Source organism: Polyangium sp. 6x1 (assembly GCF_029946515.1).
Classification (GTDB): domain Bacteria; phylum Myxococcota_A; class Polyangia; order Polyangiales; family Polyangiaceae; genus Polyangium.
This window is the reverse complement of sequence record NZ_JARZHH010000039.1, coordinates 63,597-88,315: the sequence shown is the minus strand read 5'-3', so window position 1 is coordinate 88,315 and position 24,719 is coordinate 63,597. Positions and strand designations below refer to the sequence as shown.

Sequence of the window (24,719 nt, the reverse complement as noted above, 5' to 3'; positions counted from 1 at the left end):
GGTCAGGTCTCTCGAAGCAGTTGGTTGGAGGGGCGAGGAAACGTTTGGAAATGGATGACGAGGCGCTCGACGCAGAAGGTGCGCGGAGCGCGTGCCGGCATCAGCAGGATGCGTGCCACCGCGGATCAAAGCCTGAATTTCAGCCGCGAGGCAGCGCCGGGCAGGGAATTTTTCCCGTGGCGCAGGGAATTCTTCCCGGCGCAAAACGTCGGCCGCTGGAGGACGGGATCGCGATGTTTTCCGGCGTCACGGCATTTCGCGCGAGCGCGATTCGATCATCCGGCGCCCTTCCAGCGTGAGCTCCCAGCCGACCCCGCGTCCCCGAAGCTCCGCCGTGTAGATGGAGTCCTTGCGCATCGCGCGCGAAAGGGTCGTGGCGATCGCGGTCGCGAGCATGAGCGGGAGCACGACCCCATAGTCGCCCGACAGCTCGAAGGCCATGACGGCAGCCATGAGGGGCGCGTGCGTCGTGGCCGCGGTCGTCGCCGCCATCCCGACGAGCGCATAACTCCCGACCGGCCCGACCTGCGGCCCGAACAGATACCCGAGCGCGCTGCCGTAAAGAAAGCCTACGCCCCCGCCGAGGAGCAGCGTCGGCGTGAACACCCCGCCCGGGCTCCCCGAGGAGACCGAGCTCGTCGTCGCCACGCACTTCGCGATCAACAGAATGGTCACGAACCCCGCCGAGAGCCGAGCATCGAGCACGTCATTGAGCGGTTCGTACCCATTCCCCGCGACGTCGGGAAGCGCAGCCACGATGGCGCCCGTGACGAGCCCACCGAGCGCAGGGCGCCACGGAAGCGGCACCTTCGAACGCGCGAAGAGCGCTTCTCCCAGCGCCAGGAGTCGCATGAAACCCTGCGCGGCCAGCGCACCCAGCACGCCGACACCGGCATGGGCGACGAGCTCCACGGACGATTGCACCGTGAAGGCCCGCGCGCCGTAGATCGGCCCCTCGCCCAGGAGGGCCCGCGTGATCGCGGTCGCGAGCACGGTCGCGAGGAACGCTGGAACGATGGTGTCGAGCACCACGATGCCCGTGACGACCTCGAGCACGAAAAGAATGGCCGCAAAGGGCGTATTGTAGGCCGCCGCGAAGCCAGCGGCGGTGCCCGCGGCGATCAGGATTCGCGTGCGTTCGAGGGAGAGGCCGAGCCGCTCGCTCACGAAGCTCCCAGCCGCTCCGCCGAACTGAATCAGCGGCCCCTCGCGCCCGATCGAGCCGCCCGTGGCGATGGCGCACCAAGAGCCGAGCGATTTGAGCAACGTGACGCGCATGGAGAGCTGGACACGCCCGAGGACGACGGCCTCCATCACGGAGCCCACGCCATGGCCGCTCGGCACACGCGCGGCGAGCGCGGCGAGCACGCCAGCGAGCAGAGCCCCCGCAGGTGGCAGCAAGAGCCGCATCCACGCAGGCATCCCGCGCATCGCGCTGACCACATCCCCTTCACCGACGGCATACCCGAGCACAAATGCGAGGGAGGCCCGGAAGAGGACCGCGAAGGCCGCCGACACCAGGGCGACGGCGAGCAAGCCCGCGAGAAAGCGCAGGGGTTCAAGGCTGCTCTTGCCGTCCACGGTGCGCGGGAGCGTGAAGCATCAAGGATGCCAATGATCGAATTCGGGGAGGTCCGCGGAAGTGTGTTTTCGCTTCGCCTCACGAAACCGGAAGAATTCGTGCCATCCGGGAAAGTCTCCGCCGTTGGGAGGGTGCGCCCGGCGCTACCCCATGGCCCGCGTCAGCACCGTCGGCGCAGAGAGTCGGCCTGAGACCCGCTCGCGGCGGCGGAGCTCCGCCGCGTCGACGAGCATGCGCCCGGCCCAGCGGTAGACGTTGAACTCGCTCACCATGCGACGCATCGAGCACATTCGCTCGCGTTGCTCGTCCTCGGGCATGCGCAGCGCCGCGGCCAGCGCGTCGCCGGCCTGTCCGAGATCGTAGGGGTTCACGATGAGCGCCTCGGTCAAATCGCGCGCCGCCCCGGTGAACTGGCTCAGCACGAGCACGCCGAGCTCGTCATCGCGCGCCGCGACGAACTCCTTGGCCACGAGGTTCATGCCGTCGTGGAGGCTCGACACGTAACAGAGCTCGGCCGCGCGGTAATACCGGAAGACCGTCGGCGGCTCGTGGTGCGAGCGCAGGAGGATGATCGGGCGGTAGTCGTCTTTCCCCCACCGCGCATTGATCTCGTCGGCCAGGGCCTCGACGCGGTCGTTGAGCTCCCGATAACGGGCGATCTTGGTGCGGCTCGGCGCCGCGAGTTGCGCGAAGGTAAAACGCCCACGGAACTCGGGATGACGTGTGAGGAGCTCGTCGACCGCCTGGAGGCGCTCCTCGATGCCTTTCGTGTAATCGAGGCGATCGATGCCCACGCCGAGGAGCGCGTCCGCGGGCAAACCGAGCTCCTTGCGCACGGAGACGCGGCACTCGCCCACGGAGGGCAGCGATTCGAGCCAGTGCACGGGCCATTCGATGGAGATCGGGTACGGCCGGACCAGGCTCCGCCGCGCCCCCTGGACGATCGCGTTCGCCTCCCGGTCGATGCGGCTCTCCATGAAGGTGTCCACCGCGTCGATGAAGTTGTTGCAATGTTGCTGGGTGTGAAACCCGACGATGCTCGACCCGAGCAGCCCCGAGATGATTTCCTCGCGCCAGGGGCAAATGCCGATCCGCTCGGCGCTCGGCCAGGGGATGTGCCAGAAGGTCAAGATCGTCGCGCGCGGGAGGCGCTCGCGGATCATGCGGGGCGCGAGCGCGAAATGGTAGTCCTGCACGAGGATGATCGGGTCCTCCGTGTCGACCTCCTCGCAGACCGCGTCCGCGAACTTGCGGTTCACGCGGACGTAATGCTCCCAGTCCTCGGCGCGGAAGACGGGCCGCGCGTGCGCCACATGGCAAAGCGGCCAGAGGCCCTCGTTCGAGAAGCCGTAATAATACCCATTCTCCTCGGCGTCGCTGAGCCAGACACGCCGTAGGCTGTACGACTCCTCCCCAGGCGGGACTTTCACGTGGCCGCGAGCATCCGAGGTCTGCTTGTCGGCGCTCCCACTCCCGTGCGCGACCCATACCCCGGAGCAGGCGCGCATGACGGGCTCGAGCGCGGTCACGAGGCCGCTCGCGGGATGGAGGACCTTCACGCCGTCCGGCGTCTTTTCGTGAATGTACGGCTCGCGGTTCGCGAGGATGATGACCCGCTCGCCTTCGAGGTGGGTCGTGAGCGTGGATCGCAGCCGCTCGGGGTTCCAGTTCCCGCCTCGCGCCTCGCGATCCCGCTCGCTGGCGAGGCGCTCGACGAGCGCCCGCACGTCCCCGACGAGCGGCTTGAAATCACGCGTCACCTCGCCGGACAAGGCGCGCCGAAGCTCCGAGGTCCACACGCGGAAGGCCAGGCGCTCCGCGATCATCGTGATCGTGGCAGCCCCGAGCGAGAGCACGAAAAACGCCACGAGCAGGAGGTTCCGCGTCGTCGCCTCGCGACGCTCCAGATAACTGAGATCGTGGACGAGGAGCACGCGTCCGAGGGGTTTGCCCTCGGTCGTGACCGTGATCGCGCTGAGGTGCACCCGTCCGCCCGGGAGCTCTTCGGTCGTCGTCCAGGGATCCGTGCCTTCGCCCTCTTGCGAGAGGCGCGCGAGGACCCATCGGCAGCCGAAATCGAGGGGATACGCGGCCGTGACGGCGAGGCGCTGACCGTCGAGGGAACACGCCGCGGCGCCCATGACGCGCTCGTCCCGGGTGATGTCCTCCAGGGCGTCGACGAGGCCCTCGCGGCCGATCTCCCAGTTCCGCGCGAGGAGCTGCTTGGTGGCGGTCACGACGAACAGAGAACGAGCGCGCAAATCCGTCTCGAACCAGCGGTGCGTCGTGCGCGTCAACGCGACGTACCCGACCGCGGTGATCAGGGCGAGCCCGCACAGAAGGAGCAGCAAGAATCGCAACAGGCGAGGCATGAATCCCCCTTTTCAGCCACAATTCATTCGACGGGAAGCACGTCCTCGGCCCTTCGCTTCGCCAGGAAAACGAACATCGAAGGCACGAGGAAAAGCGAAAGGAAGGTGGAGGAAGCGAGGCCGCCGGTGACGGCAAGCGCGAGGGGGCGGTTCGACTCCGTCCCGTGTTCGAGGCCGAGCGCGGTCGGCAAGAGGCTGATGATGGTGGCGAGGCTCGTCATGGCGATGGGGCTGAATCGAGCGCGCCCTGCCTCGACGGCCGCTTCGAGGAGATCCTTGCCCGACTGAAAGGACCGATTCGCGTGGTCGACGAGCAGGATGCCGTTCGACACGGCGATACCAATGACCATGAGGACCCCCATCAGCGCGGGAATGGAAAAGCCCTCGCGCGCGCCGAGGAGCGCCCCGACGATGCCGACGAGGCACGCCGGGATCGTGAACAACATGACGAGCGGCAGCCGGAGCGACTTGAACTGAATGGTCATGATCATGAAGACGACCATGACGGCGAGGCCGAGCGCGATCCCGAGGCCGCCGAAGGTCGTGCGCATCAGCTCGACTTGTCCGGCCATGGCGAAATGCACGCCGCGGGTGCGAGGATCCTGCTCGAGCCGCGCTTCGAGATCGGCGGCAGCGCTGCCGAGATCTCGCCCCTCGGTCTGCATGAGGACGTGCGCGACGCGCTGGAGGTGGTTGCGTTCGATGGAAATCGGGCCCGCCGATCGCTCGATCGCGCCATAACTGCCGAGGGTGACGGCGCCCGAGGAGAGCGCGCGGATCGGGATTTCGCGCAGCCGGTCGGCTTCGCTCACGACCGCGCGATCGTAGGCGGTGACCACGTAGTACGACTGGCCATTCGAGCCGTCGACCCAGACGGAGGGCGCATTGATGTTCCCGAGCGTCGCTTCGAGCGTCGTTTGCGCTGCGGCGCGCGCTGTCACGCCGACGAGGCCAGCCTCTTGCCTGTCCGTGGCCACGCGCAGCTCCGGGTAATCGAGCTGCAGGGTCGTGTAGATGTCACGCACGCCCGGCACGGTCCGCGCGACCTCGGCGACGGCGCGCGCTTGGGCGTCGAGCTCGTCGAGGTTGTCCCCGCGCACCTCGACGACGAGCGGGGCCATGTATCCGTTCGAGAAGACGCTGGCCACGAGCCCACCGGGCGCCTGCAAGAAATCCACGCCGGGGAACCGCCGCGCGAGGATGGCGCGCATCATGTCGGCGATTTCGCGCTGCGAGTGCTTGCGTTTTTCGGGCGGCACGAGCGCGACGCGCAAGAATCCCATGTGCGGACCGGCGTTCGGGCTGTTCATCTTCGCGCGGGCCTTGCTCGGGGCCCCCACGTTCATCAGCACGAGCTCGACCTCGTCCTTCGGGAGCTCCTCTCGCAGCGCGGCGCCGATCTCCTGAAAAATACGCGTCGACTCTTCGAGCGAGGTCCCCGGCGCGAGGCGCACGTAGACGCGCTCCATCGACTCGTCGATCTCCGGGAAAAACGCGCTCGGGAGCCTCGAAGCGCCGTACGAGCTGGCCCCGACGAGGGCGACGGTCGCGAGCACGACGGCGCCCCGGTGCGCGAGCGCCAAACGGAGCGCCGCCGCATAAGCGCCCGCGAGCGTTTCGACGGCCCGTTCGCATGCGCGCGCAAGTCTCCCAGGTTCGCCGTGGCCGAGCAGATACCGGCAGGCGACGGGTGTCACGAGCATGCTCACGAAGTATCCGGCGACCATGGCCGCGGCGACGGTGAGCGCGAGCGGCGAGAAGAGCTTTTTCGCAAGGCCGGTCAACAGGACGACGGGGAGGAGCACCGCAATCGTGCAGAGCGACGCGGCGAGCGCGGGCCCGGCGACCAGGCTCGCCCCCCGGAGCGCCGCCGTCGCGTCGTCCTCGCCGGCGAGCCGCCGTCGGTGAATCGATTCGAGTACGACGACCGAGATGTCGACCAGCGGCCCCATGGCGAGCGTCAGCCCGCCCAGCGTGAAGGCATTGAGGGATTGGCCGGTCGCGTAAAGGACGAGCAGGATGACCGCGAAGCTGAGCGGCACGGAGATGGCCGCGATGAGCACCGAGCGCCCGCTCTGAAGGAAGATCAGGATGACGCCCGCAATGAGGAAGAGCGCCTGCACGATCTCGCGCTCGAGCCCCTTCATCGCGCCCTCGACGAACGTCGATTGATCGAAGATGGGCTGCACGACCATCCCGGGCGGGAGCTCGGGGAGGTGCGCGAGCGCCTCGCGGATCGATTCCACGATCTGCACGGTGTTGCCGCCGGGGATCCGGAGCACGTTGAGGTACACGGCGGTTTTCCCGTCAACCGAGACGAACTGCGTGGGCAGCGTGCCGCCGTCCTCGACCGTGGCCACGTCGCGCACGAGCACCGGGTGCCCATGCACGACCTTCACCACGGACTCGCCGATGTCGGAGACGCGCGGCGCGACCGCGTTCGTGTAGACGTTCGCCTCGAAGCCCGCGGCCATGAAGCGGCCCGACGGCAAGAGTGCGTTCGCCTTGTCCACCGCGGCGGCGATCTCGCTCGACGTCACGCCACGCGCCTGGGCGCGCACGGGGTCGACGACGACGTTGATCTGGCGCTCTCGACCGCCGTTCGGCGAAGCGCTGGCGACGCCCGGGATGCCCTCGATGATGGGCTCCACGGTGTTGACCGCGAAATCATAGAGCTGCGGTCCACTCAGCCCTCCGCCGTGAACGGCGATCTGGATGAGCGGCGCGTTCGAAGGATCGTATTGCAGGACGAACGGCGGCAGGACGCCGAGCGTCTTCGGCACGGACGACATCGCGAAGGCGACCTGCTGCTGCACGAGCGATTGCGCCGCGTTGAGGTCGGTGCCCCATTTCAGCCACACATAGATGATGCTGAGGCTGTTTCGGGATTCGCTCTTGATGTGGTCGACGCCGGGCGTGGCGGCGATGAACTTTTCGAGCCGCCACGTGATCGTCTTTTCGACGTCCTTGGGGCCGAGCCCCGAGGCGAGCGTGCCGACGATGAGCACGGGCGGCGTGAGCTCGGGGAAGGTGTCGACGGCCATGCGGGGCGTGACGACCGCGGAGAAGACCATCAGCGCGAGGCTCACCACGAGCACCGCGAGCGGGTTTCGCAGCGCGAGGCGCGTCATCGGACAGCCCCTCCCGGGGGCGCAGGCGTGGACACGGGCACGAGGGACGGACCGGGCGCGGCGGCGCCCTCGACCTTCGCTCGCACCACGTCGCCATTCCGAAGCTGCGCCCTTCCTTCGAGCACGAGGAGGGAGCCGGGCAGGATCGAGGGCTCGAGGAACAGGCTTTTCCCGGTTTCGCCGAGGACACGCGCCGTGGCCTTTCGCGCGACGTCACCTTCGACGACGACCACGGTCGCCTTCGAGCCACGCACCGTCGCTGCGCGCAACGGGATCTCGATGGCAGGCTGGGGCGCGCCGACCTCGGTGAAGACCTCGGCGGTGGTCCCCACGGGGAGCGTGCGTTCCGCGTCGGGCACGTCGATCTCGACGTGCAGCGTGCGCGTCACGGGATCGGCCGCTGGAGAGCGTCGCGCGACGCGGGCGGTCATCTCCTTCCCCGTCGCGAGCAGGCGCAGCTTGACCTCGGCGCCCGGCGTGACGGCCTGGAAATCGACCTCCGGGACGTCCGCCGTCACGCGGATGATGGCGCGATCGACCATCGACACGAGCGCCGTCCCGGGCCGCACGAACGTGCCGGGATCGAGGCTCCTGCGGGTGATTTCCCCGTCGAACGGCGCCTTGAGCACGCAATCGTTCACCTCGAGCGCCTTGCCCGCGAGCTCCGCGCGCAGCGCGCGAAGCTGCGCCTCGGCCGCGGCGCTCTGTGCAGCCTTTTGCTCGGCCTCGTTCTTCGAGACGAACCCTTCGCCGACGAGGCCCTGCACGCGCGCCGCCTCGCTCGCGATGGCCCGCTGCCGCTGATCGAGCGCGCGGGCCTGCATGGCGACGCTCTGGCTCCCGGTGGACGCGCTCCGGCAATCGAGCGTCGCGAGGACCTGCCCGCGCTTGACGACATCCCCAGGCCGCACGAGCACCGTCTCGACGTAGGCCGCGACGAGCTGCGGGCCGACGTTCGCCTCTTGCCACGGCGCGAGCGTGCCCACGAAGCGCCGCGTGGGCCGGTACGTCGCCTCGCGCGCGGGCACCACGGTCGCGCCCTTCGGCTGCGCGGAGAGCGGCGTCACGTCCGAGGACACGGCCCTGACGAGCAGCGCCGCGCCTCCGCCGAGCGCCACGAAGAGCGTCGCGCCGAGCGCGATCATCACCCGTCGATCCATCCGTTTCATCAACGCACCTCCGCCACGGCCCGCTGAAGCGCGGCCCGCGCCCTGGCCACCTCGAACCCGCCCACCGCGCGCTCGACCTCGGCCTCCACGCGCAGCGCTTCGGCGTCGACGAGCTCCAGCATCGTGCCGAGGCCCGCCTTGAAGCGCGCCTCGGCCTGCTCGTGGTTGGCCCGCGCGGCGGCGGCGGCGCGCTCCAGCGCCCCGAGCGCCTGGCGCGCGGCGACGAGGCCCAGGTGGGCCTGTCGCACGGTCGCCGCCTGCGTGGCGCGGGTCGCCTCGAGCTCCGCCTCCCGCACGTCCTCGACCTCGCGGAGCGCGTCGCGCCGTGCGGCGAGGACGGGGTCGTAGAGCGGCACGCTGAGCACGACGCCCACGTTCCAGTTCGGCACGAGCGGCGCGAAGCCGTGCCCGCCCACGGTCGTACCGTTCGACGGCGGCGCGCCGCCCGCGCGCCCCGAGATCGCCGCGGTCAGGAAGATGTCCGGGCGCATCTGCGCCGCGGCCGCGCGGGTCTCGGCCTTCGCGAGGTCGACGCGCGCCTGCGCTTCCTGGACCTCCGCGCTGCCTTCGCGGGCGCGTTCGAGGAGCGCATCCAGCGAGCCGAGCGCCTCGTCCTCGCCCGCCTCGTTGCCCGCGTCGAGCGCCGCTTCCGGCACGCCCACGACGGCCGCGAAGACCGCCTGCGCGGCGGCGAGGGATCCTCGGGCCCGCACCTTCGCGACCTCGAACCGCGCCACCTCGGCCTCGGCGCGGGCGAGATCGACGGGCGTCCGAAGGCCTGCGTCGACGCCCGCGCGCGCGGCATCCCGATGCGCCGAGGCTCTGCCCGCGGCTTCATCGGCGGCTTGCGCGACCGCCTTTGCCGCGCGCACGGCCCAGTAGGCCTCGGTCACCTGCAGGGCGATGTCGAGCTTGGCTCCCTCGGCGCGCTGCCTTTCGAGCTCCGCCTGGGCATCGAGCGCTGCGGTCTGCGCGGCGATACGCCCGAAATCGAAGATTTCCTGCCGCACCCCCACGGCCACGAGGGTCGAGGCGTAGGGCGTGAGATCCGGCTCGGCCGCGACGCTCGTCGCGCCGATCCGCGGGAGGTCGACGCGAGGATTCGACAGGACGGTCGCCGTCGAGTTGTTGACCGTGGAGCCGATGATCTGGGCCGTGGCGCCCACGGAGGGCAACCACTGCGCCCGGGGCACCGAAGCGGCGGCCCGCGCCGCCTGCACCCGCGCTCGTGCCGAGAGCAGATCCGGATTCCTCTTCTCTGCGTACGTGATCGCCTCGCGCAGCGACAGCGCCCGCACGCCCGCCGATTGCGCGGTCTCGGTGGCCTCCTGCGCGGACGAAAGACACGGCACGAGCAGCAGGCCGAGCGAGAGCAAAGCCATCCACCGCCGGTGTGCGGCGTGATCCCCATGAAGCATGCCGGCCGTAGGAGCACCAACAATGCCAGCGGTCGCCGCAGGCCAAAACCTCGATGATCTGGCGTTCGCGTTGCGCCGCGGGGGTGGAAAATTTCCCGGGCGGCCGGGAGAATTTCCCTGCCGGATCCGCGCCGCCCGACGCACGATAGGGCCTCGATCCGCGGTGGCATACGCCCTGCAATCGCCTGCGAGAGAACGCCCTCGTCATGCAACTCGCCTCGTCCTCCCTCCCCCCTCGGACTCGCACTTCGCGGATCGCGTGGTCGATCCGGCGGGGCTGGTTGGTCTGGGCAGCCGCGTTGGGGGTCCTCTTGATCACCGTGCTGGCGCTGCTCGATGAGCAACGCGAGTTCGAAGGGGCGCTCGGGGCGCTGGCGAGGCAGCAGCAGATGCTCGCGGTCTTGCTGTCGGACGAGCTCGCGGCGCGGCTCTCCGCGGTGCGGCGGGACGCGCTTCTCGTGGCAGACGACGTCTCGGCCGGTCACGGGCCGTCGGTGGGGATGCGAAAGGCCTATCCGAGCATCGAGGTTCGTGGAGCGTCGGAGACCGCACCGAGCGTGCGCCCGCCGCGGACGATGTCGGTGCGCGTGCCCTCGACCGAAGGGCGCACCGTCGAGCTGACGGTGCCCGTCGCGTGGCTCATGGGCCCTTCGACGCGGATCGAGCGTCCGGAGGAGCTCGTGGTGCTGGTCCGGCCGCCCGACGAGGTGCTGTGGCAAGCAGCCGATGGACGGCAGATAGGGAGTGAACCCCTCACGCTCGCGGTGAACGAAGGTCGCGACACGACACGACTCGAACGTGACGACGCGGTCGTGCTCGGGCTGCCGAACCGCCGGGCCGTGGCCGCCGTGGCCACCACCGACGGCGGGCCACTCGGCCTATGGACGACCGCGGTGGTGGCGAGCGCGTCGCAGGAGCGAGATCGCTGGGATCGCGCTCGTGGCCGCTTGCTCATCGGCGTGCTCGTGCCCTGCGCGCTCATCGTCGCGTTTGGCGCGACCGCGCTGCGGCGACAACGTCGCGAGCTCGAGCTCGAAAAGCAGCTCGCGCTGGCTGCGCTGGTCCGCGAGAGCGACGAGCGGCTTTCGAGAGCGAGCCGCGCGGCCACCACGGGCACGCTCGCGATGGGGATCGCGCACGAGATCTCGACGCCGCTCGGGGTCATCGTCGGCCGCGCCGAGCAACTCGCGACCCGCGTCGGCGAGGATCCGAGAGCGGCACGCGCAGCGCGCACCATCAGCGAGCAGGCCGATCGCATCACGCAGGTGGTGCGAGGTTTTCTGGATCTCGCCCGCGGCGGCTCCCCGTCGCTGCGTCCCGTCGATCCGGGCGACGTCGCGCGCGGGGCGCTCCGCCTCGTCGAGCACCGGTTCGTCGCTGCGCGGGTCGCGCTCGTGTCCCTCGTCGACGAGGAAGTACCGACGCTCGCAGGCGACCTCCGTCTGCTCGAGCACGCGGTCGTGAACCTCCTGCTCAATGCCTGCGAGGCGAGTGGTCCGGGGACGCAGGTGGCGCTCTCGGTCCGCCGCGCGGACGCGGGCGTCGATTTCATCGTCGAGGACCGCGGGGCCGGCATCCGGCCCGAGGACATCGCCCGCGCGACCGAGCCGTTTTTCACGACGAAACCCGAGGGCTCGGGCCTCGGCCTCGCGATCGTCCACGAGATCGTGAACATCCACCGCGGCTCGCTCGTGCTCGAACCCCACGAGGGCGGCGGCACCCGCGCTCGCATCCACGTACCTGCCCAAGGCGAGGAGAGCTCCGATGCCTGATCGATCCCACGCCCCGCACATCGTCATCGTGGACGACAAACTCGAAATGGCGGAGATGCTCGCTGACGGCCTCGGAGAGCACGGTTTTTCGGCCTTCGCCGTGGCCAATGGGAAGCAGGCGCTCGCGCGAATCGAGGCGGAGCCGGTCGACGCGCTCGTCACGGACCTTCGTATGCCTGGCATGGACGGCATCGAGCTCCTGACGGCGGCGCGTCGCGCCGTGCCGGATCTGCCGGTCCTCGTGATGACGGCCTACGGCGCCATGGAGACCGCCATCGAGTCGATCCGGCGAGGCGCTTACCATTATCTCACGAAACCTTTCAAGCTCGACGAACTCGTCGTGTTCCTGGGCCGCGCCCTCGACGAGTCCCGCGTGCGACGCGAGGCCCGCACCCTCCGCAAATCGCTCCGCGACGAGGCCGCGAAGGCGGGGATCGTGGCCAAGAGCCCCGCCATGCGCGCGGCGCTCGACGTGCTCGCCCGCGTGGCGCCGAGCGACGTGCCCGTGCTGCTCATGGGGCCCACGGGCGCCGGGAAAGGCCTGCTCGCCCGCTACCTGCACGCCGAGAGCGGTCGCGCCAAGGGCCCGTTCGTCACGGTGAACTGCGCCGCGCTGCCCGAGCCACTCCTGGAAAGCGAGCTCTTCGGCCACGCGAAGGGCGCGTTCACCGGCGCGACCACGCGCCGCAGTGGCCTCTTCGCGGAGGCCGAGGGAGGGACCATGTTCCTCGACGAGATCGGCGAGATGGCGCCCGCCCTCCAGGCAAAATTGCTCGACGTGCTCGAACGGCGCGTCGTTCGTCCCGTCGGCTCGACGAAGGAGACGCCGATCGACGTGCGGATCGTCACGGCCACACACCGCGATCTGCGACGCCGCGTCGCCGAGGGCCTCTTCCGCGAGGATCTGCTCTACCGGCTCGATGTCGTCCCCGTGAACGTGCCGCCGCTGCGCGAGCGTCGCGAGGATCTGCCCGAGCTCGCCGCCGAGCTCCTCACCAAGGCACGCGCGCGGCATCCGACCTCCCGGGTCGAACGTCTCTCACGGGAATGCCTGCTCGCGATGCTGGCGTATCCCTGGCCGGGCAACGTGCGTGAGCTCGCGCATGCGGTCGAGCGCCTCGTGCTCCTCGGTCGCTCGGCCGATGCGCAGTTCGCCGACGCGGCGCTGCCGCACGCCACCACGGAGGACGCGCAGGGCCCGCGTTTTGCCGGCCCCGTGCTGCCCATGCGCGAAATGCAACATCGTTATGCCCGCTGGGCCCTCGCCGAGCTCGGCGGCAACAAATCGCGCACGGCCGAACGGTTGGCGATCGACGTGAAAACGCTCGCGAAATACCTGGCGGACGATCCGGAGTGACACGGGCCATCAGATCGGCGGACACGCGCGTCCGCGGACCTCGCCGAGCGCCGAAGCGAGCTTCTCCCGCGTCTGGACCCCGACCATCCGCAAGACCTCCGCGCCCTGCGCGTCAATCCCGACGAATGTCGGTAATGCTCGGACTTCGTAACGCTCCGCGAGCGCCTCGCCCTCGGGCTCGTCGATGTTCACGTGCACGAGCGATCCGTCTGCCTCGGCGAGGCACCGCTGCTCGACCTGGTTCACGATGGGCGCCATCCGCGCGCAAGCAGCGCAAGAACCGCTCGTGAATTCAAGGAGCCTCGGCTGTCCGCCGGTCGGGAGGCCACCGCTGCCATGCCGGCCAGCGCCGATCGGCATGGCGCATGCCGTCGCGGAGCCCGTTGCGCAAGGGGCAGCCGGAGCCGCCTCTCGATTCGCATCCGACCGATGCAGGAAAACTCCAAGCGCGACCGTCAACGCGGCGAGCGATGTGATTGCAGCCGCCGCGACTCGACCCCGGTTCGATGACCTCGGAAACATCTCCTCACCTTTCCTTCAAGAAACAAGCGGCGTTCACGGCGCTTCGAGCGCCGCGGCGAGCGTGGTTTCGCTCGTCTCGGCGACAGCCAGCATGGGTTGCTGCGCGGTCTTCGCGCAAATTCGATTCCCGAGCGGCGCACGCGCGCAGCGAACCTCGCCTCGCGAGAGCGATTCGGCCGCCACCGCGGCGCTCGATCCCGGCCTCGGCACGAAGACGGTGACCGGTTTGTCGTCCTGCATGTACATGAGCGCTGCCGTCCGATCGCCCTCGAGCTGGCAAAGGCGCGCCCCGAGCAATTTCGCCCCGGGCATGGAGGGCACCGTCACCGCATACCCGAGCCTCTGCGAAAGCCACCGAGCGATGACCGCGGGATCGGACGAATCGAGCTCGCACGGTTTTTCTCTCGCGAATCCCCGCAGGTGGTGGCTCACGAGCTCGTCTGCCATCGCCTGCGCGATGCCGCCGCGCGAAAGCAAGAGCGCCGCCCCCACGCCGAGCGACGCGGCCGCGAGCAACGTGGCGAGCGCGAGCCGACGCCGAGGACGCGCGGGCTCGTGGAGCGATTTCGCTGTTTGCACGGCGCGCGCGGGCACGTCGGCTCGGGCCGAGCGTCGCAACGATTGCCGCGTCTGCGCGAGGAAATCAGCCGCCCCGCGGCAAAAGGCACACGACGCCAGGTGCGCCTCGATTCGCGTTGCCTCCACGGGGTTCACCTCCCCGTCGTGCCATGCCGAGACATTGTCGAATTCGTCACATCTTGCCATGATGCACCGCACTCTCTTGGTTTGCCTCGGAGAGCCCCTCGAACAACGCTGCCCGCGCCCGCGCGAGGCGTGAGCGCACCGTGCCCACGGGAGAGCCTTGCACCGACGCGATTTCCTCGTACGAGAGCTCCTCCACCTCGCGCAAGAGCAGCGCTTCCTTCCATTCAGGCGGCATTGCATCGAGGGCGTGCGTCACCCGGTCGTCGAACGAGCGGCGCAGGATCTCCTCCTCGAGATCCTCGCTCGGCTCCGGCGGCTCTGCGCCCGTGCCTCCCTGGATCACCTCGAAGCGCCGCGCCGCCCCGCGAACACCATTCAAGAGCACCGTGCGTTGCACCTGAAAGAGCCAGGCGCGCATTCGCTCCTCGTTCCGCAGATCGTCTCGCTTCTCCATCGCTCGCACCACGGTCGATTGCACGAGATCCTCGGCGTCCGTCTCCGAGCGGGTCATCTTCCTTGCCATCCGGAAGAGCGCCGGCAGCTCGGCGACGAGACGTTCGACGAAGGACAAACCCGGCACGCTCTCACTCCCTCGTGGCCAGCCGCGGTGCGATTTCGAGCCCAGCTTCCCACGCGGCGCCGCTCACGTCCGAAACCCGCACGCGGTGAGGCCCCGGCGATGGCACCTCCGACGGGATCGGCAAAACGACGTCCGCGACGCTCCCGAGCGGTAGAACGAGCCCATGGGGGCCGGGGCGAACCTTCACGAGATAATGGTTCGTGATCGCGCTCGCCGGCAGCGAAGCCAAGGCCCGCGCGTCCCAGCCATGAACCGGTGTTCCAGCTTCGTCGAGGAGCGCAATATCCACGATGAACGCGCCATACGTGTCCGGCCCTCCGTCGCGGGCGAGCTTCAGCCGGAGCGCGCCCGCTCGATCGAGCTCCGCGGCCGAAATCGTCACGTGCGGCCGCACCGAGTGATTGTGCAGCTTGCCCCAGACGCCGCCGAAGAAAATCTGGTTGGTCGCGAGCGTGAGCGCGACCGTCGCTCCCGCGAGGGCGATCCCGCCGCGGCGGACGATCCCCGCGCGAAGCGGCAGCGGGCCCGAGGCGAGGAGCGCGAAGGCGCGGCTCTCACGAAGCCGTGGAAAACGCGAGGCGAGGGCGGCATCGAGCCCAAAACGTCCGGCGCCCCCGAGCATGACGGAAATTCCACCCGCGATCCCCAGCACACCGATTTGCCACTCGTCGAGGCACGTCGACCCGATCCACCCAGCGCCGAGCAGGATGCCTCCCGACAACATCACGACGCCCGCGGCCGCGGCGCGCGTGAGGAGCCCGAGCATCAGCCCCAGCCCCGCCGCCCCTTCGAGCACGGTGAAGATCACGAGGAAGGGGTGTAGCACTTCGGGGTGCCGCACCAGCCAATCGAGGAGCCCACGCACGCCGATCGCGTGCGGCAGGAAGTGGTTGAACTTCTCCCCGACGTACCCCGCCGCATCGGGCACCATCTTTTCCGGTTCGAGCACGAGGCGCCGCCAAAGCGCGGAGAAGAAGAGCCACCCGGTCACGAGGCGGAGCGAGAGGAGCGCGAGGGTCGAGTCCTGCATGGAGGACCCGGCAGAGGAAGGAGCTTCTTGCATGCCGCTCCGGAGGACACGACGAGCGACCCACAAAGTTCCCGGGGGGTCCTGCGCCCGAAGGCGGGCCTCACCTGGGCGGAACGCTGGTTCGCGCTGCCCGGCGCAGCTCGTCGATACGGGCGCGGGCTTCCGGCTCGGTGGCGACGAACTCCACGGGGAATGGGAATCGTGACGGCGCGAGGATCCGGGCTGCGCGGTAGAGGGTCATGACGAGCGTGCGCATCGCGAAGCTCGCGCCGAAGGCGACGGCGTGTCGGATGGGGTAGGGCTTGTCCTCCTGCTTCGTCCAGCTCGTCCGCGCGGTCGGCTCCAGCGATTCGAGCTGCGTTCCATCGACGAGGGCGTAGAAGGGGCCGCCTCGCTCGCTGATCTCGTCGTAAATCGCCTTCATTCGAAGGGAGTCGGCCTTCGTCGTGACCCCGCGGAGGGTGACGCGGACGAGATCCGGCGGCTCCCACCGGACTTCGTTGCGATTCACCTCCCAGGTCGGCGTGGGGGTATCAAGAGGATCCACTCGGCTGCGGATGCTACCAGCGACACCGCGCGCGCACAACCGCGCGAACGCCCAGGCGGGCGCGAGCGCCTCCCGGGCCGCCGAGCGCGGTGATACGGGCGCGCGCCTCCTGCTTCCGTCGCGGCAAACTCGATGCGAAAATCGAAATTGGAAGGCGCGACATCGGAGACCTCACACGGGCGAGGGGAGGCCCTCCGCCCGGATGCGTTGCGCATCGATATGAGCGCGCGCGGCGGCCTCGGTCGGGAAGAAGCTGAGGTTCCACCGGAAAAATGCGGGCGAAATGAGTCGACCCGCCCGGTGGGTCGTGTGCACGAGCGTGCGGATCGCGAAGCTCGCGCCATAAGCGAAGCCATTCCGGAAAGGATAGGTCCGATCCACGCGCGCCCACGCCTCGCGCGCGCCCGCGCCGAGCGCTTCGAGCTCGCCGAGCCCGAGGAGCAAATCGAAGGACCCGAAGCGGTCGCCGACGACGAACAGGATCCGCTGGATCGCGAGGACGTCCTGCAGCTTGTTCGGCCCGCGGAAGACGACGTGCACGAGGTCCGGCCGCTCCAGCCGGATCGAGTTCGCGCCGACGTCCCACGTTTGTATCGAACGATCGAGGGGATCCACGGTACGCCACGCTACCACCTATGCAAGGCCCCTACAACGCTGGTAAATGTACGGTATGGGCGGCGGGCGGAACCATCGCAGCGCAATCTTCCTCCTCGGCGCGCTTTTCGCCGGCTGCGGCGAATCACCTGCGGTCGAGGCGACCGCGACCGCCTGGCCCGAGGCCGACGCCCTGTTCCACGCCGATCCCCGCTGGCTCGGCGGCGACGACGCCTACGCCGTCGACCTCGGCGGCGGCCGCGTGCTTTGGCTCTTTGGCGACAGCTTCATCGCCACGAGCGACGCGCGCGTCCGCCGCGAATCGCGCCTCGTACGGAACAGCATCGCCCTTCAGAATGGATACGACCCGAGCGAGGCCTCGATCGCGTTTTTCTGGAACGGACCCGAGGCGGAGCCCGCCTCCTTTTTCCCCGAAAAAGACGACATCTGGTACTGGCCCGGCGACGGCGAGCGGGTCGGCGACAAACTTTATTTGTTCATGATGGCCGTCCGCGCCGCGAGCGGAGGCCTCGGCTTCGAGGTCTTCGATTCCGACGTCTTCGTCGTGGAGAACCCCGACGACGCCCCGCCCGCCTGGGTGATGAAGGAGCTCGAAATGCCCTCGAGCGACGAGGGCGTCATTGTTGGCTCGGCGAGCGTGCTCGCAGAGGACGGGCACCTCTACGCATTCGGCTCGCGGGAGTCCGGGGGGCACGACATCCACCTGACGCGCTTTCCGCTGCCGGCGTCGGGCGCCATCGATTTCACGAAGCCCGAGCCGCTCGGCCTCGCCTTCGAGGACGGGCAAACCGAGCTGACGGTGCACCATGACCACGCGCGCGACCTGTGGATCGAGGTGCAGACCGAGGGCTTCGGCGCCTCCGATCTCGCGCTCCGCACGGCAGACGATCTCCGCGGCCCCTTTTCCGACCTCGAGGCCTTCTACCACCCGCCCGAATCCGACCGCGAGGACACCATCGTCTACGCCGGCAAGGGCCACCCGGAGCTCGAAGGCGCCGATCTCGTGGCCACGTATGCCTCGAACAGCCTCGATTTCCCCACGCTCCTCGCCGACACGTCGCTCTATTTCCCGCGATTCGTGCGCGTGACGCTGCGCGCGCCCTGAGCGCGGATTCGCGGCTGCTGCCATCTATCGTCGCGCCAGTGGATCGGGTAATCTCGATCCATGCTGCACCGATCTTCCTCCTCGACTTGGGCTGCCCTCGTGGGCGTGATGGGCCTCGTGATCGCCTCCGCGTGTGGAGACGCTGGATCCAGCGCGTCGTCCGGGGGCGGCGCGGCCTCCGCCACGTCGGGCGCGGGCGGGACGGGCGGCGGGGGCGGGGGCTCGGCCGGCGCGGGCGCGGGCACGTTCGGCTGCAATCCGGACTGCGCCCTGCCGCAGACGTGCAGCACCGCGGGTACGTGTATCGATCCCGGCACGTGCGCCGCCGACGGCGACTGCTCGCCGGGCATGAAGTGCGACGACGAAACGAAGGCGTGCGTGCCCGGCGGCGCATGCGGCGCGCAGGAGGCGAAGGTCGAGACCATCCCGCCGAACATGCTGCTCGTCCTCGATCGATCGTGCTCGATGACGGCGCTCGTCGGCGACGTGACGAAGTGGGACATCGCCGTCGCCGCCATCAACAAGATGACGACCGATTACACCGGCAAGATCCGCTTCGGCCTGACGCTCTTTCCCGACCTCGTGACGCCGAACTGCCAGCAGGACGCGATCCCCATCCCCGTCGGCCCCGGCAACGAGGCGGCCATTCAAGAGCTGCTCACGGCGGCGCTCGTGAAGGCGGACAAGTATTTCCCCGACGGGCCCTGCGTCACGAACATCCAGACAGCCGTGACGCAATCGACGACCGAGCCCGCGTTCAACGACACCGAGCGCGACAGCTATGCCGTGCTCATCACGGACGGCAAGGAGACGTGCGGCTCCGACGCGACGACCGAAATGGAGATCAAGAACCTCTTCGCGCAGCGCGGCATCCCGACGTTCGTGATCGGCTTCGGGGCGGGCATCGATCCGGCGCAGATGAACAAGTTCGCGGTCGCCGGCGGCGTGCCGGCCGCGGGGGCGAATCAGTATTACGACGCCTCCGACCAGGCGAGCCTCGACGCGGCGCTCACGACGATCGCCAAGAAGACGCTCTCCTGCGCATACACGCTCGACTCCGTCCCGCCGAACGCGAGCGAGATCTACGTCTTTTTCGACAACACGACCGAGGTCCCGCGCGACGACACGAAGACGGACGGCTGGGACTACGATCCCGGCAAGAACCAGGTCGTCTTCTACGGCCCGGCGTGCGATAGCTTGAAGAACGGCGTGGTCATGGACCTCGATATCGTCCTCGGGTGCCAGGAGCCCACGCCGAACTGATCTGGAAGGTCCCGACCCCGTTCATGAAGCAGAAGCCCGACCCGCGAGCACCCGGCGCCCCGCCCCCCGAGATCGTCTACGGCCTGCGCGCTGGCCTCTCCGTCTTCGCACGCCGCCCGGACGACATCCTCGCCGTCTCCTACGGCCGCGAGGCGCGCCGCGACCTCGAGACCCTCCTCCGCACGGCCGCGGCGCGCCGGCTCCCCTGCCACGAGCTGCGCGACGACGAGCTCGAGCGGATGGCGCACACGAAAAACCACGAGGGGCTCTGCCTCCACACGCGGCCGCGGGCGTGGCTCGGGACGAACGAGCTCGCGGACATGCTGGTCCGGACGCGCGGGGCGGCCATCGCGCTCGAGCGCGTGCGCAACCCCTACAACATCGGCGCGATCGTGCGGAGCGCGGCGTTCTTCGGCCTCGACGCGGCGCTCCTCGGCGCGCCCGCCCCGCACCCGGGCCTCGCGCCCGACGCCGTCCGCGTGGCCGAGGGCGGCGCCGAGGAGCTCGCCTTTGCCCGCACGACGGACCTGCCCGACACGCTCGCGCGCCTTCGCGCCCGAGGCATCACGATCGTGGGCGGCGAGAGCGACGCCGCGGCGAACGCGTTTGGCTTCACCTTCAAGCGCCCGGTGGTCCTGGTGCTGGGCCACGAGCGCGAGGGTCTGTCCGAGCGCGCGAAGGCGCAATGCGACGCGCTCGTGGCGATTCCGGGGGCCGGGACGGTCGGGTCGCTGAACGTGTCCATCGCGGCGAGCGTGCTCCTCGCGGAGGTTGTCCGGGAGAACCTGCTCGGGAAAAACCCGTCCCCCGCGGCGCCCGCGCCCCGGGCGCCCGTGTCCCCGGCGCCCGCGCGTCCGCCTGCGGGCCCGCAGCGGGGCCGTCCGCCGCGGCGGCGCTGAACCTCACCCGACCTTCCGCGCCCGCGTCGTCCCCAGCGTCTTCCTCACCAGGAACCGATCTCCCGCTTCCCCCAGCCGGACAAACCCCGCCTGCAGGAACGTACCGAGCGGCCCCGTCTCCTTTCCGGGACGCGTCTTCGGCGGGTAGGCGTCCACGAACGTCACTCCTTCGGCTGTCAGCGCCTTCTCGGCTTCGGCGAGCAGCACCCGCCCGAACCCGAGCCGCCGGTAGCGGGGGGCGACGAGCAGGCAGGCCACCGTGGGCACGGGCCCCGGCGTCGCGGCGGCGCCCGGACCGAACGCCGCGAGCGCGCCGAAAAGGCAGAGTGCCGCGGGAAAACCCCCGACGTACCCGGCAAAACCTTTGAGGCGCCCGGCGCGCATGTGGTCCGCCAGGATGTCGATCACCGCCCAGGGGTCGTCCTCCGGTGGCTGTCCTGACAGACCGGGAAAAACCGCGTCCGGCACCTCGTCGAGCTCGTGCTCCAGCAGCGCGAGGCTCTCGGCCACCGTCGTGGGTTCGTCGGGGGAGACGGGGAGGACGTACGTATCGAGCATGGGGTTTTACGGGACCGGACACAGAGGTCCCTCAATCAGCTCCATGTGTCGAACGACCCGATCGTCCGAAAAAAAAGTGAGACCACGAAAAATAAATCGTGCTCCGTGGGAAAACCGTAGGTCAGCTCACGCCGCCCGTGGGGCACGACGGGGATCGCGGCGGAGGGCGGGCCGGGCTATGGTGGGTTCGATGGTCCGGAAATTCGGCCTCCCCGTCCTGACGCCCAAGTCGCCGCTGCCGACGGTCGACGCCATGCGCAAGCGCCTCGGCGGGCGCGCTTCGACCGAGCCGGGGGCAGGCGACGCGGTCACGTTCACGACGCCGGGCGGCGTTCGGCTGACGGGCGTGGTCCTGTTCGTCCGGGGAGACGAGCTCGACGTGTGGGTCGACGAGAATGTGGTGCGTCGGACCCGTCGCGCCGTGGCGGCCCCGCTCGACGCGGCGCTCCCACGGGATCTCCTGGCGATCGCCGCCGACGCGCGGGTCTTCGCCACGCTGACCGAGGGCCAGCGGGTCCGTTACCTCGACGAGGGCCGCGTGGACGAGGGCACGCTCGTGGAGAAATGCCGCTTCGGCGCGCTCGTGGAGCGCGGCGACGGCACGATCGTCGGCCTCGGCTTTCGCAGGCTCTGGCCCGCGGACGCCGCGCCCACGCGCGAACCGTCGTAGGTCAGAGGCAGCTACAGAGCGGATCGTCCATCGCGCAGGCGCAGCCCGTGGTGACCCGCGTGTTCGGTTTGCCCGGGACCGAGGCCTTGTCGTGCTTGTGCTCGTGCGGCTTCAGGCCGGCCGGCGCCTCGGGGGGTGTGTTCGGCCGCGCCTCGGGCTCGGGCGACGGGAGCGGCGTGGGCGACGCCTGCGCCTCGGCGACCTCGGGCATCGCGGCCTCGTTCGTCGCGGTCGGGGCGGGCTCGCCCTTGCCGCAGGCGGCGACGAGGAGCGAGGCCCCCACGGCGAGGCGCAGGCGGGGCAAACGCCGGGCAGGCGGGGGATTCGGCTCGCGATCGCGGAAGAGGACGTTTCCCTCCTCGTCGTGCTCCACCCGCACGCAGAGCGAATGCGGCCGAGCTGAGGCGATCAGGCGATCGGCCTCTTCCGGTGTGAGCTCGGCGAGCGCGACGACCTGCTTGTCGCACGAACCGCAATGCCGCCGCGATTCCGACCCCGCCATCGACTCCCAGCGTTCGCTGCAAGGCTCGGCGATGTGGAAGCGTCGGAGCATGGGGAAGAGTGTACGCCCGCGCGCTGGAAAAGGGGAGGGCTCGGGCGTTACGCGCCGCCGAGCCGCGCCTGCGCGAACGTCCCGAGCCCGTTCACGACGACCTGGGGGATCTCGTGCGCCCCGCCGTGCGGCACCCACGTCACCCGGGCTTTCGCCGAGGTCATCATGTCGCGGAGGATCTCGGCGCGCCCAAAAGGCAGGAGCGGATCGCGCCGTCCGTGCGAGATGAATGCCGCGAGCCGCTCACCGATCGCATCGAGCCCGGCCTGCCAGCGGTCGCCGCCGAGCCGGGTGCCCGAGAGCACGGCGAGGCCGGCGAAGGGCTCACCGAGGTGGGTCACGAGCTCGGTCGTGACCATGGCGCCCTGGGAAAACCCGCCCACGAGGAGCTGATCGCGCCGCACGCCGTGATCCTTGACGAGGACCTCGATGGTCTCCGCGAGCGCGTCGCGGGCCGGCGCGAGTCCGTCGGGCACCTCGTCGAGGCGCTTCATGGCGCCGTCGATGTCGCCGCGCATGAGGAGCGTCATCAGCCGATCCATGCCGATGTCCCACCAGGCACGGCCGTGCATGCCGGGGCCGACCTCGACTTCGAGGGGGGCCTCGGGGAAGAACCAGCGAACGCCGCGGCCGGCGTCGATGACGCGAGAGAGGCTGACGAGGTCCTCGCCGGGCGCGCCGAAGCCGTGGCAGAGGAGAATCGCGGGGCCGTCGCCGCCGCCGCGGTGATCGTCGCCGCCACGGGCGTGGACGCGGAGGGGGCCGAGGGTGCGGGGTTCCATGGGGGGAGGACGGTAGCAGGATCTGGAGGGGGTGCGATGAGGACGACGAGAGGGCGCGCGGCGCGCGCGACAGGAGGATGGGCGGCATCCGCGGCAGGACGCTGATATCCCTGGGCAAACGGTCTCTGATTCGAGGCCGAGCTTGTGCCAGCGGGGGAGGGGTGGCATGCTAGCGGCAGACGTCGGCGAGGGAATGACGCGTGGAAAAGCGAACCTTGGAGCAGCTCGAAGCGGCGCTCGATGCGGTCAGCAGGGATCTGGCCCCGCGCGTCGAAGAACTCGCGCAGAAGAGCACCGCTGGTGCCCTCACGCCTGAAGAGTACCAGGAATACGCCGAGGTCGTCCGCCTGAACGACACGCTCAGCCTCCTCAAGCTACAGGCCGAGGAGTTCTGGACGATGCGCGCTGCCTCGTGAAGCTTGCCAGCGACGCGCGGGAGCTGGTCCAGCGGCGCGCCCAGGGCGCGTGCGAGTATTGTCGTTTTCCCCAGAGTACGTCGATTCTGCCCCATCAGGTCGACCACATCATCGGGCGACAGCATCGGGGATCGGATGGTGTGGACAACCTGTGCCTCTGCTGCATTCGCTGCAATCTGAAGAAGGGGCCGAACATCGCGTCGATCGACCCCGTGACCAGCGCCATCGTGCCACTCTATCATCCGAGGCGGCAGTCGTGGGGCGAGCACTTTTCGGTGGGATCGGACGGGACCATGCATGGGGTGACGGCCGAGGGGCGCGCGACCATGCATCTCCTGGACATGAACGACGAGGGGCGAGTCCGGCTGCGCGCATTGCTCTTGCGGCGTGGATGGCACCCTTGAGCGAATAGGACTCGTGGGGGCAAGAGGACGAAGTCTCCATGCTGGACGATGTCGACGATGTCCCCTGGGCGTCTTTCCCGCAGCCCGAATGGAACGAGCCCGACCACGTCCCATCCGCGCTTCGCGCCCTCGCCTCGTGCGTATCCGAGGAGGAGGCGCGCCGCGCCTACGACGACTTTCTGTATGCCGTCGGAAACAATCACTGCGGTACGTACTACCCGGTCGTCCTGCCGACGCTCCCCTTCCTCGCCCGCATCCTGGAAAGCGACAATGAGCTTGCGCGTCGAACGACGCTCGACGCGCTCATCGATCTCCTCGGCTCCTTCTGTCCCGAGCGCGGGTTCGAATTCGAAGGCGTCGATCCCGAGACTGGCCTCCGCGGTGAGCTCCGACGCTTGTTGCGTATGCAAGCCGGTAAGATGCTCGCGATGATTCTTGCAATTGCTAGCGACCGCTCTCCCGCACGTCTCCGCTCGGCCACATTGGCTGCGGAGGTCGCCGAATGCCTGCTGGAGGACGTGGACTCGTAGGGTCACCACACCAGTCCGCCGTCCGAGCCCGCGCTTGTGCATATGGCTGAGGGGTGGCATGCTGCCGAGGGCGAAATGACCATCAAGAACGAGACCGTCGCACAGCGAAAATTCCTGGAGTCGATGATCGAGGACGACTACTACCCGAAGCACCTCGTCGAGAAGGGACAGCGGCTCCTCGCGGCGCTCGCGGAGCGAATCGAAAAGGAGGCGCCCAAGGGGAAAGCGGTCTACGCGCTCACGCACGCCACGACGGAGGCATTCAACGATCTCCAGGAGGAGTTTTTCGAAGCGGAGAGCGAAATCGAAACCGTCGCGCGCGAGGCCATCGCGGAGGACATCGGCTTCATCCTCGACGCCTACGGCTACGAATTCGACATCGAAGAGGCGATCGCGCCGCGGGATTGGTGACGCGACCGTGATCGGCGTCCGGATCCAGATCGTAAGGTACGCCGACGACGCCCAACCCGGCTGGGTCGACTGCCACTTGATCGACGTACACGGCCGCCGCTGGTCGTTCTTCGAAAAGGTGCCGATCGTCACCGAAGCTCTGCTGGATGAGCAAAGTGAGTACCCGCAACCGGGCGTCATCCATTGCAAGCTCATCTCGCAGTGCGCAGGTATCGCCCGCATCGATACGACCGAGCCGTGGGGCGTTGAATCCGTCGAGGGAGAGACGCAATTCGACGTGCCCGAGTCCCTGCTGGTCGAGTGGTGAAAGGAGCGCCTCACGTAGAGC

General features: G+C 69.2%; 25 protein-coding genes. 11 read left to right on the top strand and 14 right to left on the bottom strand.

All coding sequences use genetic code 11. The annotated features are described in order from the left end of the window. Positions 1 to 246 precede the first annotated feature (246 nt). From QHF85_RS30810 to QHF85_RS30790, 5 genes are all read right to left on the bottom strand, one after another. Positions 247 to 1,581 carry a chloride channel protein gene (locus QHF85_RS30810; protein WP_281330940.1) on the bottom strand — a complete coding sequence of 445 codons (1,335 nt, stop codon included), beginning with the start codon at positions 1,579 to 1,581 and terminating at the stop codon, positions 247 to 249. Positions 1,582 to 1,725: 144 nt separating this feature from the next. Then, positions 1,726 to 3,954, bottom strand: a complete 2,229-nt coding sequence (locus tag QHF85_RS30805) for a trehalose-6-phosphate synthase (protein WP_281330939.1) — start codon at positions 3,952 to 3,954, stop codon at positions 1,726 to 1,728. Between the two features lie 23 nt (positions 3,955 to 3,977). Then, positions 3,978 to 7,085 (bottom strand): efflux RND transporter permease subunit, encoded by a 3,108-nt coding sequence (locus QHF85_RS30800; RefSeq protein WP_281330938.1) that lies wholly within the window; start codon positions 7,083 to 7,085, stop codon positions 3,978 to 3,980. After that, complete coding sequence (locus tag QHF85_RS30795) at positions 7,082 to 8,254, bottom strand: efflux RND transporter periplasmic adaptor subunit (RefSeq protein WP_281330937.1); 1,173 nt, start codon at positions 8,252 to 8,254, stop codon at positions 7,082 to 7,084. Before QHF85_RS30795 ends, QHF85_RS30800 begins: the two co-directional genes overlap by 4 nt. Then, a complete protein-coding gene (locus QHF85_RS30790; protein WP_281330936.1) occupies positions 8,254 to 9,636 on the bottom strand; it encodes a TolC family protein in 1,383 nt (460 codons plus the stop codon). Before QHF85_RS30790 ends, QHF85_RS30795 begins: the two co-directional genes overlap by 1 nt. A 356-nt stretch (positions 9,637 to 9,992) precedes the next feature. Between QHF85_RS30790 and QHF85_RS30785 the strand changes: the two genes are divergently transcribed. Both QHF85_RS30785 and QHF85_RS30780 read left to right on the top strand, forming a co-directional pair. Then, the gene (locus QHF85_RS30785; protein WP_281330957.1) at positions 9,993 to 11,444 is read left to right on the top strand and encodes an ATP-binding protein; all 1,452 of its coding nucleotides are present in this window, start codon (positions 9,993 to 9,995) and stop codon (positions 11,442 to 11,444) included. Further along, the gene (locus QHF85_RS30780; RefSeq protein WP_281330935.1) at positions 11,437 to 12,801 is read left to right on the top strand and encodes a sigma-54 dependent transcriptional regulator; all 1,365 of its coding nucleotides are present in this window, start codon (positions 11,437 to 11,439) and stop codon (positions 12,799 to 12,801) included. The genes QHF85_RS30785 and QHF85_RS30780 overlap by 8 nt, the downstream gene beginning before the upstream one ends. Before the next feature lie 9 nt (positions 12,802 to 12,810). Here QHF85_RS30780 and QHF85_RS30775 read toward each other — a convergent pair whose 3' ends face one another. From QHF85_RS30775 to QHF85_RS30750, 6 genes are all read right to left on the bottom strand, one after another. Continuing rightward, positions 12,811 to 13,161 carry a thioredoxin family protein gene (locus QHF85_RS30775; protein WP_281330934.1) on the bottom strand — a complete coding sequence of 117 codons (351 nt, stop codon included), beginning with the start codon at positions 13,159 to 13,161 and terminating at the stop codon, positions 12,811 to 12,813. A gap of 195 nt (positions 13,162 to 13,356) precedes the next feature. Then, complete coding sequence (locus tag QHF85_RS30770) at positions 13,357 to 14,088, bottom strand: zf-HC2 domain-containing protein (protein WP_281330933.1); 732 nt, start codon at positions 14,086 to 14,088, stop codon at positions 13,357 to 13,359. Then, positions 14,075 to 14,608 carry an RNA polymerase sigma factor gene (locus QHF85_RS30765; protein ID WP_281330932.1) on the bottom strand — a complete coding sequence of 178 codons (534 nt, stop codon included), beginning with the start codon at positions 14,606 to 14,608 and terminating at the stop codon, positions 14,075 to 14,077. The genes QHF85_RS30770 and QHF85_RS30765 overlap by 14 nt, the downstream gene beginning before the upstream one ends. A 4-nt stretch (positions 14,609 to 14,612) precedes the next feature. Next, positions 14,613 to 15,638, bottom strand: coding sequence for a TQO small subunit DoxD (locus QHF85_RS30760; RefSeq protein WP_281330931.1), 1,026 nt, complete (start codon positions 15,636 to 15,638; stop codon positions 14,613 to 14,615). A 100-nt stretch (positions 15,639 to 15,738) separates the two neighbouring features. Then, on the bottom strand, positions 15,739 to 16,185 hold the full coding sequence (locus tag QHF85_RS30755; protein WP_281330930.1) for a hypothetical protein: 447 nt from the start codon (positions 16,183 to 16,185) through the stop codon (positions 15,739 to 15,741). Positions 16,186 to 16,356: 171 nt separating this feature from the next. Continuing rightward, complete coding sequence (locus QHF85_RS30750; protein ID WP_281330929.1) at positions 16,357 to 16,800, bottom strand: hypothetical protein; 444 nt, start codon at positions 16,798 to 16,800, stop codon at positions 16,357 to 16,359. A 55-nt stretch (positions 16,801 to 16,855) separates the two neighbouring features. On the opposite strand from QHF85_RS30750, the gene QHF85_RS30745 reads away from it, so the two are divergent. From QHF85_RS30745 to QHF85_RS30735, 3 genes are read left to right on the top strand one after another with little or no spacing between them, the layout of a single operon-like run. Continuing rightward, complete coding sequence (locus QHF85_RS30745; RefSeq protein WP_281330928.1) at positions 16,856 to 17,905, top strand: hypothetical protein; 1,050 nt, start codon at positions 16,856 to 16,858, stop codon at positions 17,903 to 17,905. 60 nt (positions 17,906 to 17,965) lie between these two features. Next, complete coding sequence (locus QHF85_RS30740) at positions 17,966 to 19,168, top strand: VWA domain-containing protein (RefSeq protein ID WP_281330927.1); 1,203 nt, start codon at positions 17,966 to 17,968, stop codon at positions 19,166 to 19,168. A 23-nt stretch (positions 19,169 to 19,191) separates the two neighbouring features. Beyond that, positions 19,192 to 20,067 (top strand): RNA methyltransferase, encoded by an 876-nt coding sequence (locus QHF85_RS30735; protein WP_281330926.1) that lies wholly within the window; start codon positions 19,192 to 19,194, stop codon positions 20,065 to 20,067. A 3-nt stretch (positions 20,068 to 20,070) separates the two neighbouring features. On the opposite strand, the gene QHF85_RS30730 is transcribed toward QHF85_RS30735, so the two are convergent. Further along, on the bottom strand, positions 20,071 to 20,625 hold the full coding sequence (locus QHF85_RS30730) for a GNAT family N-acetyltransferase (RefSeq protein ID WP_281330925.1): 555 nt from the start codon (positions 20,623 to 20,625) through the stop codon (positions 20,071 to 20,073). Between the two features lie 190 nt (positions 20,626 to 20,815). On the opposite strand from QHF85_RS30730, the gene QHF85_RS30725 reads away from it, so the two are divergent. Then, positions 20,816 to 21,295: a hypothetical protein gene (locus QHF85_RS30725; RefSeq protein WP_281330924.1), complete on the top strand. Its 480-nt coding sequence runs from the start codon at positions 20,816 to 20,818 to the stop codon at positions 21,293 to 21,295. Position 21,296: 1 nt separating this feature from the next. On the opposite strand, the gene QHF85_RS30720 is transcribed toward QHF85_RS30725, so the two are convergent. Together QHF85_RS30720 and QHF85_RS30715 are read right to left on the bottom strand one after the other, a co-directional pair. Beyond that, complete coding sequence (locus tag QHF85_RS30720) at positions 21,297 to 21,848, bottom strand: hypothetical protein (RefSeq protein ID WP_281330923.1); 552 nt, start codon at positions 21,846 to 21,848, stop codon at positions 21,297 to 21,299. Positions 21,849 to 21,895: 47 nt separating this feature from the next. Beyond that, positions 21,896 to 22,630 carry a hypothetical protein gene (locus QHF85_RS30715; RefSeq protein WP_281330922.1) on the bottom strand — a complete coding sequence of 245 codons (735 nt, stop codon included), beginning with the start codon at positions 22,628 to 22,630 and terminating at the stop codon, positions 21,896 to 21,898. A gap of 200 nt (positions 22,631 to 22,830) precedes the next feature. Here QHF85_RS30715 and QHF85_RS30710 point away from each other — a divergent pair, with 200 nt between their 5' ends. The 5 genes from QHF85_RS30710 (at position 22,831) to QHF85_RS30690 (ending at position 24,698) form a co-directional block, all read left to right on the top strand. Then, positions 22,831 to 23,046: a hypothetical protein gene (locus QHF85_RS30710; protein ID WP_281330921.1), complete on the top strand. Its 216-nt coding sequence runs from the start codon at positions 22,831 to 22,833 to the stop codon at positions 23,044 to 23,046. Beyond that, positions 23,043 to 23,450: an HNH endonuclease signature motif containing protein gene (locus QHF85_RS30705; protein WP_281330920.1), complete on the top strand. Its 408-nt coding sequence runs from the start codon at positions 23,043 to 23,045 to the stop codon at positions 23,448 to 23,450. The genes QHF85_RS30710 and QHF85_RS30705 overlap by 4 nt, the downstream gene beginning before the upstream one ends. Before the next feature lie 38 nt (positions 23,451 to 23,488). Then, positions 23,489 to 23,980, top strand: a complete 492-nt coding sequence (locus tag QHF85_RS30700; protein WP_281330919.1) for a hypothetical protein — start codon at positions 23,489 to 23,491, stop codon at positions 23,978 to 23,980. A gap of 75 nt (positions 23,981 to 24,055) precedes the next feature. Beyond that, positions 24,056 to 24,391: a DUF5713 family protein gene (locus QHF85_RS30695; RefSeq protein WP_281330918.1), complete on the top strand. Its 336-nt coding sequence runs from the start codon at positions 24,056 to 24,058 to the stop codon at positions 24,389 to 24,391. Between the two features lie 7 nt (positions 24,392 to 24,398). Continuing rightward, positions 24,399 to 24,698: a hypothetical protein gene (locus QHF85_RS30690; RefSeq protein ID WP_281330917.1), complete on the top strand. Its 300-nt coding sequence runs from the start codon at positions 24,399 to 24,401 to the stop codon at positions 24,696 to 24,698. Positions 24,699 to 24,719: the final 21 nt, after the last annotated feature.

Coding starts and splice junctions, on each gene's coding strand:
- QHF85_RS30800 (WP_281330938.1), bottom strand. CDS start 7,085: ATGACGCGCCTCGCGCTGCGAAACCCGCTCGCGGTGCTCGTGGTGAGC.
- QHF85_RS30725 (WP_281330924.1), top strand. CDS start 20,816: ATGGTCCGGAAATTCGGCCTCCCCGTCCTGACGCCCAAGTCGCCGCTG.
- QHF85_RS30730 (WP_281330925.1), bottom strand. CDS start 20,625: ATGCTCGATACGTACGTCCTCCCCGTCTCCCCCGACGAACCCACGACG.
- QHF85_RS30720 (WP_281330923.1), bottom strand. CDS start 21,848: ATGCTCCGACGCTTCCACATCGCCGAGCCTTGCAGCGAACGCTGGGAG.
- QHF85_RS30745 (WP_281330928.1), top strand. CDS start 16,856: ATGGGCGGCGGGCGGAACCATCGCAGCGCAATCTTCCTCCTCGGCGCG.
- QHF85_RS30795 (WP_281330937.1), bottom strand. CDS start 8,254: ATGAAACGGATGGATCGACGGGTGATGATCGCGCTCGGCGCGACGCTC.
- QHF85_RS30775 (WP_281330934.1), bottom strand. CDS start 13,161: ATGCCGATCGGCGCTGGCCGGCATGGCAGCGGTGGCCTCCCGACCGGC.
- QHF85_RS30740 (WP_281330927.1), top strand. CDS start 17,966: ATGCTGCACCGATCTTCCTCCTCGACTTGGGCTGCCCTCGTGGGCGTG.
- QHF85_RS30695 (WP_281330918.1), top strand. CDS start 24,056: ATGACCATCAAGAACGAGACCGTCGCACAGCGAAAATTCCTGGAGTCG.
- QHF85_RS30760 (WP_281330931.1), bottom strand. CDS start 15,638: ATGCAGGACTCGACCCTCGCGCTCCTCTCGCTCCGCCTCGTGACCGGG.
- QHF85_RS30735 (WP_281330926.1), top strand. CDS start 19,192: ATGAAGCAGAAGCCCGACCCGCGAGCACCCGGCGCCCCGCCCCCCGAG.
- QHF85_RS30700 (WP_281330919.1), top strand. CDS start 23,489: ATGCTGGACGATGTCGACGATGTCCCCTGGGCGTCTTTCCCGCAGCCC.
- QHF85_RS30790 (WP_281330936.1), bottom strand. CDS start 9,636: ATGGCTTTGCTCTCGCTCGGCCTGCTGCTCGTGCCGTGTCTTTCGTCC.
- QHF85_RS30805 (WP_281330939.1), bottom strand. CDS start 3,954: ATGCCTCGCCTGTTGCGATTCTTGCTGCTCCTTCTGTGCGGGCTCGCC.
- QHF85_RS30780 (WP_281330935.1), top strand. CDS start 11,437: ATGCCTGATCGATCCCACGCCCCGCACATCGTCATCGTGGACGACAAA.
- QHF85_RS30770 (WP_281330933.1), bottom strand. CDS start 14,088: ATGGCAAGATGTGACGAATTCGACAATGTCTCGGCATGGCACGACGGG.
- QHF85_RS30715 (WP_281330922.1), bottom strand. CDS start 22,630: ATGGAACCCCGCACCCTCGGCCCCCTCCGCGTCCACGCCCGTGGCGGC.